The sequence below is a fragment of the Kineosporia sp. R_H_3 genome, assembly GCF_002198675.1.
Classification (GTDB): domain Bacteria; phylum Actinomycetota; class Actinomycetes; order Actinomycetales; family Kineosporiaceae; genus R-H-3.
This window is the reverse complement of the sequence record NZ_MWLL01000262.1, coordinates 1-12,103: the sequence shown is the minus strand read 5'-3', so window position 1 is coordinate 12,103 and position 12,103 is coordinate 1. Positions and strand designations below refer to the sequence as shown.

Sequence of the window (12,103 nt, the reverse complement as noted above, 5' to 3'; positions counted from 1 at the left end):
CCGACGACCCCGCCCGCGGCCCCCGCTGCGGCTCCTGCCGCGGCCCCTGCCGCGGCCGTGCGGGCCGCCGGGCTGGTCAAGGTCTACGGCGACGAGCGGACCGGGGTCCGGGCGCTCGACGGCGTGGACGTCGAGTTCGAGGCCGGCCGCTTCACCGCGATCATGGGCCCGTCGGGCTCGGGCAAGTCGACGCTGCTGCACTGCGTCGCCGGTCTCGACACCCCGACCTCGGGCCGGATCTGGTTGGGGGACACCGAGATCGGCAGCCTCGGCGACGAGGCCCTGACCCGGCTGCGCCGCGAGCGCGTCGGCTTCGTCTTCCAGTCCTTCAACCTCCTGCCGACCCTCACCGCGAAGCAGAACGTCCTGCTCCCGCTCGACCTCGCCGGCCGCGCGCCGGACCCGCAGTGGTTCCAGTACGTCGTCTCGACCCTCGGTCTCACCGACCGGCTGTCGCACCGGCCGGCGGAGCTGTCCGGCGGCCAGCAGCAGCGGGTCGCCATCGCCCGGGCGCTCGTCAGCCGGCCGACCCTCGTCGTCGCCGACGAGCCCACCGGCAACCTCGACTCCCGCTCGGGCGCGGAGGTGCTGTCGCTCCTGCGGGCCAGTGTCCGCGAGCTCGGCCAGACCGTCGTCATGGTGACCCACGACCCGGTCGCGGCCTCCTACGCCGACCGGGTCCTGCTCCTCGCCGACGGCCGGATCCACGGCCGGATCGAGTCGCCGACGCCCCAGGCCGTCGCCGCCGCCATCGCCGGCGCCGAGACGCGACGGGCCGGCTGATGCGCGCGTACCTGTTCTCCCGCCTGAGGTTGCAGCGTCGCGCGTTCACCGCGACCGGGCTCGCGGTCGCCCTCGCGGTCGCGTTCGTCGTGGTCGTCCTCGGTGCGACCGCGACCCTCAAGAAGTTCGTCGAGGACGGCGCGGCACCCCGGGCGCGGGTGGCGTCCGTCGTCGCGGTGACGGACTTCGGCGACGAGCAGAGCGTCTGGCCCACGGACGCGCAGGTGACGCAGATCGGCCGGCTCCCCGGGGTCGAGGCGGTCTCCGCGGTCCGCCGCACGAACCTCCAGCTCGGCTGGCCGGACGGCCTCACGCCGACCGGCGTCGAGAGCCTGCCCGGGGCGCCGGGGCTCGCCTGGTACACGGTCGTGGACGGCGCCGCCCCGGCGGCGCCGGGCGAGGTGCTCGTCGACCGTCGCAGCGCCGCGGAGCTCGGCGTCCGCCCCGGGGACCGGCTCGCCGTCGGTGCCCGGGAGGGGTACGCGCTCCCGAAGTCCGTGCTCGTCACCGGGCTGTTCCGGGCGACCGGCCCGCAGCCCACGAGCCGGACCGTGCTCGCCGCGTCGGCTGACGTCGCGACCTGGGGCACGGCCACCGATGACCCGGACTCCGCCCCTCTCGTCGCGGAGGTCGACGTCCTCGGTGCCCCCGGCACCGACCCGCAGGCCCTCGTCGAGCGGGTCCGTGGCGTCGTCCCGGGCCTGGACGTCCGGACCGGTCAGGACTTCGTCTCGGAGCAGGTCCTCCAGCAGACCCGGGACGTGGACATCCTCGGCCGCCTCGTCCTCGGCTTCACGGTGATCGCGCTGCTCGTGTCAGCGATCGTCATCGCGAACACCTTCACGATCCTGCTCGCCCAGCGGGCCCGTGAGCTCGCCCTGCTGCGCTGCGTCGGCGCGAGCGTCCGGCAGCTGCGGCGCGCGACCCGGGTCGAGGCGGCCGTGCTGGGCCTGGGCGCCTCGCTGGCCGGCGTCGCCGTCGGGGTGGTCGTCCTCGTCGGGGGCGTGGCCGTCGCGGAGTCGGCCGTCGGTCTCCTCGAAGGGCTGCGGCCCGTCGTCGGGCCCGGCAGCCTCGTGCCGCCGGTCCTGCTCGGCCTGCTCGTCACGGTCGGGGCGGCCGTGCTGCCGACCCGTCGTGCGACGCGGGTCGCGCCGCTCGCGGCCCTGCGCCCGGACACCGCGGCCCAGGTGCGCCGGACCGGGCGGCTGCGCATCGCCGCGGCCGTGCTCCTCGGGCTCGCCGGCGGCGCCGCACTGGTCGTCGGGCTCGGGCTGTCCCAGGAGATCGGTCTCCTCGTCTCGGCGGGCGGCGGGGTGCTGCTCGTGCTCGCGGTGGTCCTCGGGTCGCCGGTGCTCGTGCCGTTCGTCACCCGGCTCGTCGGTGCACCGTTCGCCCGGCTCGGACCGGTCGCCCGGATCGCGGTCGGCAACACCCGCCGCAACGCGACCCGGTCGGCGGCGACGAGCACGGCGCTCTTCGTCGGGGTCTGCCTCATCTCGGTGCTCACCGTCGGGGCGGCCACGACGACCCGCGCCGTCGACGAGCGGCTCGACACCGCCCGCCCGCTCGACGTCGCGCTCATGACCGGCGCCGAGTACACCGACAAGCCCACGGGCTTCCCGGCCGGGCTCGTCACCACGGTCGGCGCCGTCGACGGCGTCGCCGGCGCGGTCGGGCTGCGCGGCGTCGCGGTCACCGTGGGCGCCGCCGGGGCGAAGGCCCCGACGACGGGCGGCGACCGGCAGGTGACCGGGCTGCTCGGGGCCGACGCCGCCGCGCTGCGCGGCGTCTACCGCGGCGACCTGCCGCTGGCGGACGACGTCGTGCTCGTCCCGGACACGATGGTCGTCGACGGCGTCACGGACGGCGGCCGGGTCGTGCTCCACGCGGGCCGGCGCTCGGTCACCGTCACGGCGCACGTCATGCCGTACCTGGAGTCGTGGCTCGTCACGCCGGCGGCGCTCGACCGGCTCGGCGCCGGCGACGCCACCCTCGCGCTGTGGGCGCGGGCGGCGGAGGGCGCCGACCCGGTCGCCGTGACCCGGGACGTCGACAAGGCGGTGCGGGCGGCCGGCCTGTCCGGTGACGGCGTCACCGGGTCGGGCGGGGTCGCGGTGATCGACTACTTCGACCAGGGCAGCCTGGCCGAGCGGGCGTCGATCCTCCAGGCGATGAACATCATGCTGCTCGTCTCGACCGGGCTGCTCGGGGTCGCGCTCGTCATCTCCCTCGTGGGGATCGCGAACACGCTGTCGCTGTCGGTGCTCGAACGGGCCCGGGAGTCCGCCGTGTCCCGGGCGGTCGGGATGACCCGACGCCAGCTCCGGGCGGGGCTGGCGATGGAGGCGGCCCTGCTCGCCGTCGTCGGCTGCCTGCTCGGCGTCGTCGTCGGCGGCGGGCTCGGCTGGGCCGGTGCCGTCTCGCTGCTCGACGGGCTGGCCGGGGTCGGCGGGCCGGTCGTCCCGCTCGGGCGGATGGGGCTCGTCGTCGGGATCGCCCTCGGCGCAGCGGTTCTCGCGTCCGTCCTGCCCGGGCGGCGGGCCGCCCGGGTGCGCCCGACGCAGGCGCTCGCCGAGGTCTGACGGCCCCACGCCGGACCGGCCGCGGGCCGGGCGACGCTCAGGCGTCGTCCGGCCTGCGGAGCACGAGGACGACGTCGGTGACGGTGAAGAGGAAGCGGCCGGCGTCGGACAGCTCGTGGAGCGACTCCACCCAGCCCGCCGCGAGCGGCGCGAGCTCGGGGTCGTCGGCCGCGGCGACGAGGACGCCGCGGGTCACCTTCCACGCCACCGAGTCCACGTCGAACCGGCGGTGCGCGTCGGCCCAGGTGACGACGTCGACGACGTCGAACGGCGCGGCGTCCGCGAGCCCGAGCAGCTTGCGGCCCATGAAGCCGTCGGCGCGCTCGGCGAAGCGCGGCACGGCGACGACGAACCGGTCGACGAGCCGCCGGGTCAGGGCGTCGTCCGTGCTCGTGAAGAGCACCGTGTCCCAGTCGCTGTGGGCCAGCACGAGCACCCCGCCCGGCCGCAGCACCCGGTAGGCGTCGGCGACGTGCGCCCGCGGGTCGGCGAGGTGCTCGGCGACGTTGACGGACACCACCCGGTCGAGGCTGCCGTCCTCGAACGGGAGCGGCTCCTCGAGGTCGGCGATGACCGACCGCACCCGCTCGTCGTGCAGGACGTCGTCGTCGAGGGCGCTCGCGACGTCCACGGCGTGCACCCGCAGCGGCACCGAGGCCGCCGTCCCGGCCGCGAGCAGGGCCCGGACCGTGCGGCCGTAGCCCGTCGCGAGGTCGGCGACCTCGAGGGGCCGCCCGTCGTGCGGGGCCTCGAGCGCCGTCAGCTCGGCGATGCGGTCGTGCCGTCCCATGCCGCGCACACTAACGTCGCTTGCCGTGGAGGAGCACGAGAGGCCGGCCGGCACGTCCGACGTCACACCGGGCGGCCCGCAGCGGCGCCCCGGCCGGCTCGGGGTCGGGGTGGTCGGCGCGGGCAAGGTCGGCGCCGTCCTCGGCAGCGCGCTGCGCGCCGCCGGGCACGCCGTCGTCGGGGTCTCGGCGGTGTCCGCCGCGAGCCGGGACCGGGCGGACGCGATGCTGCCCGGGGTGCCCGTGCTCGAGGTGCCGGACGTCGTCGAGCGGGCCGAGCTCGTGCTGCTCACGGTGCCGGACGACGCCCTCGTCGACCTCGTCGCCGGTCTCGCCGCGACGGGTGCCTGGCAGCCCGGCCAGCTCGTCGTCCACACGAGCGGCCGGCACGGCTGGCGGGTGCTCGGCAGAGCCGTGGAGTCCGGGGCGATCCCGCTCGCGCTGCACCCCGCGATGACCTTCACCGGGACGAGCCTCGACGTCGTCCGCCTCACCGACTGCTGCTTCGGCGTCACGGCGCCGAACCCGGTGCTGCCCATCGCGCAGGCGCTCGTCGTCGAGATGGGCGCCGAGCCCGTCGTCGTCGCCGAGGAGCTGCGCCCGCTCTACCACGCGGCCCTGGCGCACGGCTCGAACCACCTCTTCGTGCTCGTCGCGCAGGCCATGGAGACGCTGCGGCTCGCCGGGGTCGAGGAGCCGGCGCGGCTGCTGGGGCCGCTCATGTCCGCCTCGCTCGACAACGCGCTGCGCCGCGGCGAGGACGCGCTCACCGGGCCGGTCGCCCGCGGGGACGCTGAGACCGTCGCGGTCCACGTCGAGGCGCTCACCGCGGCCGGCGCCGCGGACGTCCTCGCGACGTACCGGTCGCTGGCCCGGACGACGGCCGACCGGGCCCTGGCGTCCGGCCGGCTGCGCCCGGACGTCGCCGAGGCGCTGCTCTCCGCGCTCGCCGGGCCGGCCGACCCGGCCTGACCGGCGAACCGCCTGCGGCGCGCGGCCCGCTGGGGCTAGCGTGATCGTGCTGGACGGGTCCGGGGGGATCCACGTCTGGGGCCCCCTTCGCAGCGCCCGGCCGCACGAGCCCGGGGAGACAGGCATGCAGCAGAGGGCGACGACCCCGTCGTCGAGGACGACCCGTCCTGGACCGACCCACCGGTACCGCCGCCACCGCCGCGCCGCGGTCGCCGTCACCGGCGCCGCCGCGCTCCTGGCCGGTCTCGCCGGCCCCGCGCAGGCCGGGCCGCAGCAGGCCGGGCGGGTCGCGCTGCGCGCGGCACCGGCGGTGGCGCCGGTCGCGCTGCCCGACGGCTGGTCGCTCGCCGACGGCGGGACGACGCTGCGCTGGACGTCCCGGACGCCGCTGCCCCTCGGCGGTGCGCGGCTCGACGTCGTCGCCGACGGCGCCGTGCTCGGCACGGGCCGGCTGTCCCCGGACCGCCGGACGGTCTCGCTCGCCGTCGACGCCGGTGCGGTGAAGGACCCGGCCTCGCTGCAGGTCGTCGCCGCGGGGCGTCGCCTCGACGCCGGCCCGACCTCGGTCGCCGCGTCGGCCCGCACGTCCGCGCGCCGCCGGCCGCCCGGTCCGGGTCACCGTCCGCCGCGACCCCCTCCGCGGCAACCCCTTCGGCGCCCCCCGCGGTGCGGGCATCCGCGGACCCCGGCCGGCCCGGCCCGTACCGCACCCGGACCGGTGAGTACACGCTCGCCGACCTGCCGGTCACCGGCCTGCCCGTGCCGGTCGAGATGACCGCTGTCGTCGTCGCACCCGTGGGAGCGTCGGGCAAGCGCCCGCTCGCGCTGTTCCTGCACGGCCGGCACGAGCCGTGCTACTTCGTCGACGGCGACCCCGACACCTTCCCGGACAGCTTCTGGCCCTGCCCCGCGGGCTGGGCGCCGGTCCCGAGCTACCGCGGCTACCTGCAGAGCCAGGAGCTGCTCGCCTCGCAGGGCTGGCTCACCGTCTCGGTGAGCGCGAACGGCATCAACGCGCAGGACTTCGCCGCGGACGACGGCGGCGCGCTCGCCCGGTCCGAGCTCGTCCGGGCGCACCTCGCGCGCTGGGCGTCCTGGGCGGCCTCGGACGCGGCGTGGGCCTCGGCACCGGAGGTCGTGCGCGCCGGTCCGCGGCCGAACCTGTCGAAGGTGCTGCTCGTCGGGCACTCCCGCGGCGGCGAGGGGGTCAACCGCGCCGCGGTCGACAGCGCCCTCGACCCGGCCGCGCGGTGGAAGGTCAAGGGCCAGCTGCTGCTCGCGCCGACGGCGTTCGGCCGCAACCCCGCGCCCGGCGTCCCGACCGCGGTCGTCCTGCCCTACTGCGACGGCGACGTCTTCGACCTCCAGGGCCAGGACTACCTCGACGACGCGCGTGACCTCGCCACGGACCGCTCGCTGCGCAGCGCTGTCCTCGTCCTCGGCGCCAACCACAACTTCTTCAACACCGAGTGGACGCCCGGGGAGTCGGTCGCCCCGTCGTTCGACGACTGGTTCGACGACGCGGACCCGACGTGCGGCGCCACCGCCCCGGGCCGGCTCTCGCCCGCCGAGCAGCGTGCGGTCGGCGCGACGTACGTGGCGGCCGCGGCCCGTGTGCTCGTCGGCCGGGACACCACGGTCGAGCCGCTGCTCGACGGCTCCGCGGTGCGGGCGCCGTCCGCCGGCCGTGCCGTCGTGCTGACCCACGCGCTCGGCGCCCGCCGGGACGCGCTCCTGCGTCCCGGCGCGACCACGTCGGTGACCACCACCGGCACCGCGCGGGCCCGGACCTGCGACACCGAGGCCGTCGCGGACCGCACCCGGCTGTGCGTCGACGACGACTCGCTCTTCGGGGCGACGCCGCACTTCCCGCTCGACTTCTTCGGGGTCGGCGGGGCGCCGGTCCGGCAGGTCGTCGAGGTGGGCTGGTCCCGGCGCGGCGGTGCCGCCCGGGTGCGGCTCGACCGGCCGGTGTCGGTCTCGGGCGACGACACGCTCGCGCTGCGGGTCGTGGTCCCGCCGAACGCCGCGCGCGCCCGGTTCGGAGTCCGGCTCGTCGACGCCGACGGGAGCCGGCTCGTCCTGGGCGACGCGTCCGTGACCGGTCTGCCCGGGGGCAGCGACCCGGCCACGCAGATGCCGGGCAAGTACTGGGGCCAGGAGGTCCGGGTCCGGATCGACGCGAAGAAGGCCTCGGCGGCCGGCCTCGACCTCCGCAAGGTCGTCGCCGTGGAGGTGCTGCCCCGGTCCGCCGCCGGGAAGATCTGGGTGCTCGACGCCTGGGGCCGCCGTCCCGGCCTCGCCGCCGACCGGACCGTGCCGTTCCTGCGCGTGGACGTCGGCCGGCTCACCGTCGAGGAGGGCGACGCGGGGACCCGCGACGTGCGGCTGCCGATCAGCGTCACCGGGCGCATCGACCGCACGGCCCGGGTCTGGCTCGGCTCGGCCGACTTCGGGACCGGCACGCTGCCGGCCGGGCTGCCGCAGGTCGTCCGGATCGCCCCGGGCACCCGGCACCTCGACGTGACCGTCCCCGTCGTCGGCAACACCCTCGACGACGAGGACCTGCTCCAGGTGCCGGTCTTCGCGCGCGGGGTGCGCAACGCGGTCGGCGGCGACTGGATCGGCGGGCTCGCGATCGCCGACGACGACCCGTCGCCCGACGTGACGATCACCCCGACGGCCACGGCCGTCGAGGGCACCTCCCTCGTCTGGACCGTCACGCTCTCGGCCCCGAGCAACCGGTTCGTCTCGGTCGACATGCTGGTCCAGCCGGTCGCTGCGCCAGGTCGCGAGCTCGACTCGGACGACGTCCCCGAGGACTGGCTGCTCGCCCAGACCGGGCTGGACGCCAGGCCGGTACCGCCGGTGCCGCTCTCGGAGCTCGGCCTGTTCCTCGGCGCGTTCGTCGAGCCCGGCGCGACGACGGGGACGGCCGAGATCCCGCTCGCGGCCGACGCCACGGTCGAGGGCACCGAGCAGGTGTCGCTGCGGGTGCCGGCACCGGACGAGCTGTTCCCCGGCTACCCCGGGACGCCGGGCCTGCCTGCCGGCGCCGACCTCACCGGGACGGTGACCGACGCCCCGTGACCGCTCCCGTGACGGGTCGGACGTCACGCTCGAGGAGCTGACGTCCGACCCGTACCCGGTGCTCGCCGCGCTGCGCGAGCGGGCGCCGGTGTGCTGGGTGCCCGCGCTCGGCGGCTGGCTCGTCACGAGCCGGGACGCCGTCGTCGAGGTGCTCGACGACCCGGTCGCCTTCACCGTCGACGACCCGCGGTTCACGACGGCGGCGGTCGTCGGCCCGAGCATGCTCTCCCTCGACGGCGACGAGCACACCCGGCACCGGCGGCCGTTCGCCGCCGGGTTCCGGCCGTCGCTCGTGGCGTCGCAGTACGCGCCGGCGACCCGGGAGCTCGCCGAGGCGCTCGTCGCCGCGGTCCGTGCCGACGGCCGGGTCGAGGTGCGGCGCGGCCTCGCCGGCCCGCTCGCGGCGGGCGTCGTCACGGGGATCCTCGGGCTGACCGGCGTCGACGCGCGCGTCGTCCTCGACTGGTACGCGGCGATCGTCGCCGCGGTGTCGGCGCTGAGCGCCGGGGAGCCCGCGGGCGCGGCCGGGGCGCGCGCGGCCACCGACCTCGCGGCCCACGTCCGGCGCACGGTCGAGGACCCGGCGGCGGCAGGCATGCTCGCCGCGGCGGCCCGGCCCCCGTACGGGCTCGACGCCGCCGAGGTCGCGGCCAACGCCGCGGTGCTCATGTTCGGCGGCATCGAGACCGTCGAGGGGATGGTCGCGAACGCCGTCCTGCACGTCCTGTCGGCCCCGGACCCGTTGCAGGTCAAGAGGTCCGGGCTCGAGAACGCCGTCGAGGAGTCGTTGCGGCTCGAGCCGGCCGCGGCCCGGGTCGACCGGTACACGACGCGGGACGTCGTCCTCGCCGGGGTCAGGATCCCGGCCGGCGACCTCGTCGTCGCCTCGATCGGCGCCGCCAACCGGGACCCGGCCGTCTTCCCCGACCCCGACCGGTACGACCCGGCCCGGCCGAACGCCCGGCTGCACCTGGCGTTCGCCCGCGGCCCCCATGTCTGCGTCGCCGCCGGGCTGGCCCGCGCCCAGGCCGCGATCGCGCTCGAGGTGCTGCTCGACCTGCCGGGCGTGCGGCTCGACGCCGGGGCCTCGACCGCGCCCGCGGGGCTCGTGTTCCGCAAGGCCGACCGCGTCGTCGTGCGCTGGGACGTCTGAGCCCGCGACCGGCGGCCGTCGAGGCTGCTCCGGGTGGGTTCGCTCACAGCCCGCCCCGGTCGTCGCCCCGCGGCGGAGCGGTAGCGTGCGCGGCGTGAACGACTCCCCCCGTCCGCCCGTCGTCGTGCGGACCCGGCCCGAGCTCGAGGCCGCCCGCGCCGCCCTGACGGGCACGGTCGCGGTCGTCATGACCATGGGCGCCCTCCACGACGGCCACGCCTCCCTCGTGCGCCAGGCGCGCAAGGAGGCCGACCACGTCGTCATGACGATCTTCCTCAACCCCCTGCAGTTCGGGCGCAACGAGGACCTCGCGAAGTACCCGCGGACCTTCGACGCCGACCTCGAGCTGTGCACGGCCGAGGGGGTCGACGTCGTCTTCGCGCCGGGGCCGGACGTCGTCTACCCGGACGGCGACCCGGGCGTGCGCGTGAGCGCCGGACGGCTCGGCGACCTGCTCGAGGGCAAGAGCCGCCCGGGCCACTTCGACGGCGTCCTCACGGTCGTCGCGAAGCTGCTCCACCTCATCCGGCCCGACCGGGCGTACTTCGGCCAGAAGGACGCCCAGCAGCTGCTGCTCATCCGGCGGATGGTCCGGGACCTCGACTTCGGCTGCGAGGTCGTCGCGGTCCCGACCGTCCGGGAGCCGGACGGCCTGGCCATGAGCAGCCGCAACACCTACCTCACGCCGCTCGACCGCGAGGTGGCCCTCGTGCTGCCGACGGCCCTGCGCGCCGGGGAGTCGCACGCGCCCGAGGGGGCGAGCGCCGTCCGCCGGGCGGCGCGGGACGTGCTCGTCCGCGAGCCGCTGTGCCTCGTCGACTACCTCGTGCTCGTGCACCCGATGACGCTCGAGGACGTCCCGGAGTGGTACCGGGGCGAGGCTCTGCTGGCCGTGGCGGCCCGGGTCGGGACGACCCGCCTCATCGACAACGTGCTCGTCAACATCGGCGCGGACGGCGAGCAGGCCCGCACGGCCTGAGGCCGGCTACGCGGGGTCGGCGTCGGCCCCCGGCGCCGCTGCGGCGCCGGTGGTCGCGGCGGCACGCCCCTGGCGGGGGAGCCGGTCCCGGACCGAGGCCGGGGTGTTGAGCAGCTTGACGCGCCAGCGGGTGTGCAGCGTGACGATGAAGTCGATGCCGGCGCCCTCGACCGACGTCACGTCGTCGAGGTCGACGACGACCCGCTGGAGCGCGAGCCGGGCGACCTCGTCGACCGCCGTGGACAGCCGTTCGCGGCGGGACTCGTCGACGGCGCCGGACAGCCGGACGACGACCTGGGTGCCGATCCGTGTGACCGTGACTCCGTCCACGTCGGTCCTCCCGTCTGCGGCAGATGTCGTCGGGGGCGCCTCCCGCGCGTGCTGGTCACATGCTCACAAGGATGTGGCCTGCCCGCCACCGGAGAACTACGCCTGCTGACCATTCGCCGTGACGGGCCGTTCCGGATGCACCCTGCGCCGGGCGGGCGGCGAGAACGTCGCCGGCGACCCGGCCCGTTCGGCCCGCGGCGGACCCGGTCGCCAGAGCAGGCCCGGCGCCCGGCCGGCGAGCGTCGCGCGCCCGGCCCGGACCGCGGCCGGCACGGGACCCCGGACCGGCGGGACGGGCGTCACCACCGGTCCCACCCGAGGAGCCGCTCGTAGACCCCGCGCAGCGACTCCGCGCCGCGCACCCGCTCCGCCCAGCGCTGCTCGGGGTCCGAGCGCCAGACGTTGCCCTGCTCGCGGGCGGTCCACAACGCCTTGCCGAGCGAGTCGGCGAGCGCGTCGACGTCGCCGTCCGCGCCGCTCGCCCCCTCGTACGTGAGGCAGGGCCGCTGCTGCGCGGCGTGCGTCCCCGCGGGCAGCAGCGGCGTCGTCCCGAGGTCGGTGCAGGCCTCCGGCCACACCGAGTGCGAGCCGTACAGCCCGGGGACGACCGAGACGTCGAGGGAGAAGAGGTGGTCCCACAGCCGGGGCTCGGTGAACGGGCGGTGCACCCGGACCGCGCCCCCGACCCCCGCGACGAGGGCCTCGATCTCACGGACCTGCTCGGGGGCGTAGGCGTTCGAGCCGCTGTCGACGACCGTCTCGTGGAGGTGGACGACGAGCATCGCGGTGTCGACGCCGTGCACCGCCCGGGTCAGCGCGTCGACGAAGAGCACCGGGTCGACGGGCAGCCGCAGCGCCGCGAGGTGCAGGCCGACGAGCAGCCGGTCGCCGCGGAACTGCGGGCGGGGCTGGCGCATCCGGACGAAGTCGACCGCGTGCGGGTGCGGCAGCACGAGCGCCTCGACGTCCCAGCGCCGGCGCATCTCCTCGGCCGCCGAGTCGGTGAGCGTGACGACGGCGTCCGCCCGGGGCACGAGGGCGTCCATCCGGGCGTCGTGGCCGGCGGCGTCGGTGCCGGTCGGGTCGCTGAGGTGGTAGCCGGTGACGACGAGCGGCGTCCCGGTCGCCCGGACGGCGTCGGCCGTCGCCGCGACCTCGGCCGGGTCGGCGGTCGACGGCAGGCCCAGGACGTGGACGACGTCGACGTCGGCGGCGCACTCGGCGACCCAGCGCCGGTCGAAGCTCGCGCGCGGCCGGGCGGCTCCCGGCGGGCCGACCGTCGTCCGGTGCACCGAGTCGACCCCTTCGGGATGGCCGAGGTGCCGGGCGTAGAGCCCGCGGCCGGGGATCGTCGCGACGCGCACGGTCGGGCGACCCTCCCACGCGGGGCTGGCTCGGCGAAGCCGGCGTGCCGACGCGGGTCGAA

Annotated in this window: 10 protein-coding genes; 7 read left to right on the top strand and 3 right to left on the bottom strand. The window is 77.0% G+C overall.

The features are described 5' to 3' along the window. Together ECOMGDLI_RS32855 and ECOMGDLI_RS32850 are read left to right on the top strand one after the other, a co-directional pair. The coding region (locus ECOMGDLI_RS32855) for an ABC transporter ATP-binding protein (RefSeq protein ID WP_369812821.1) at positions 1-783 on the top strand (783 nt) is incomplete at its 5' end. Further along, positions 783-3,365: an FtsX-like permease family protein gene (locus ECOMGDLI_RS32850; RefSeq protein ID WP_088321023.1), complete on the top strand. Its 2,583-nt coding sequence runs from the start codon at positions 783-785 to the stop codon at positions 3,363-3,365. The genes ECOMGDLI_RS32855 and ECOMGDLI_RS32850, both read left to right, overlap by 1 nt. Before the next feature lie 37 nt (positions 3,366-3,402). Here the strand turns inward: ECOMGDLI_RS32850 and ECOMGDLI_RS32845 are convergent, their stop codons facing one another. Beyond that, positions 3,403-4,155: a methyltransferase domain-containing protein gene (locus ECOMGDLI_RS32845; RefSeq protein WP_143448074.1), complete on the bottom strand. Its 753-nt coding sequence runs from the start codon at positions 4,153-4,155 to the stop codon at positions 3,403-3,405. 25 nt (positions 4,156-4,180) lie between these two features. Here ECOMGDLI_RS32845 and ECOMGDLI_RS32840 point away from each other — a divergent pair, with 25 nt between their 5' ends. From ECOMGDLI_RS32840 to panC, 5 genes are all read left to right on the top strand, one after another. After that, entirely contained in the window at positions 4,181-5,125 is a 945-nt protein-coding gene (locus ECOMGDLI_RS32840; RefSeq protein ID WP_233153733.1) for a Rossmann-like and DUF2520 domain-containing protein, read from the top strand. A gap of 124 nt (positions 5,126-5,249) precedes the next feature. Further along, positions 5,250-5,900 (top strand): hypothetical protein, encoded by a 651-nt coding sequence (locus ECOMGDLI_RS32835; protein ID WP_088321020.1) that lies wholly within the window; start codon positions 5,250-5,252, stop codon positions 5,898-5,900. Then, complete coding sequence (locus ECOMGDLI_RS32830) at positions 5,792-8,215, top strand: hypothetical protein (protein ID WP_088321019.1); 2,424 nt, start codon at positions 5,792-5,794, stop codon at positions 8,213-8,215. The genes ECOMGDLI_RS32835 and ECOMGDLI_RS32830 overlap by 109 nt, the downstream gene beginning before the upstream one ends. A gap of 58 nt (positions 8,216-8,273) precedes the next feature. Then, positions 8,274-9,368, top strand: a complete 1,095-nt coding sequence (locus ECOMGDLI_RS36225; protein ID WP_233153732.1) for a cytochrome P450 — start codon at positions 8,274-8,276, stop codon at positions 9,366-9,368. A 94-nt stretch (positions 9,369-9,462) separates the two neighbouring features. After that, on the top strand, positions 9,463-10,347 hold the full coding sequence (gene panC / locus ECOMGDLI_RS32820; RefSeq protein WP_233153731.1) for a pantoate--beta-alanine ligase: 885 nt from the start codon (positions 9,463-9,465) through the stop codon (positions 10,345-10,347). 6 nt (positions 10,348-10,353) lie between these two features. Here the strand turns inward: panC and ECOMGDLI_RS32815 are convergent, their stop codons facing one another. Further along, complete coding sequence (locus ECOMGDLI_RS32815; protein WP_088321016.1) at positions 10,354-10,677, bottom strand: STAS domain-containing protein; 324 nt, start codon at positions 10,675-10,677, stop codon at positions 10,354-10,356. A gap of 299 nt (positions 10,678-10,976) precedes the next feature. Next, positions 10,977-12,041 (bottom strand): hypothetical protein, encoded by a 1,065-nt coding sequence (locus ECOMGDLI_RS32810; protein WP_088321015.1) that lies wholly within the window; start codon positions 12,039-12,041, stop codon positions 10,977-10,979. Between the last annotated feature and the right edge of the window lie 62 nt (positions 12,042-12,103).

Bases quoted from the DNA above. Each gene is read 5' to 3' on its own strand.
- ECOMGDLI_RS32835 (WP_088321020.1), top strand. From the start codon at position 5,250: ATGCAGCAGAGGGCGACGACCCCGTCGTCGAGGACGACCCGTCCTGGA.
- ECOMGDLI_RS32845 (WP_143448074.1), bottom strand. From the start codon at position 4,155: ATGGGACGGCACGACCGCATCGCCGAGCTGACGGCGCTCGAGGCCCCG.
- ECOMGDLI_RS32850 (WP_088321023.1), top strand. From the start codon at position 783: ATGCGCGCGTACCTGTTCTCCCGCCTGAGGTTGCAGCGTCGCGCGTTC.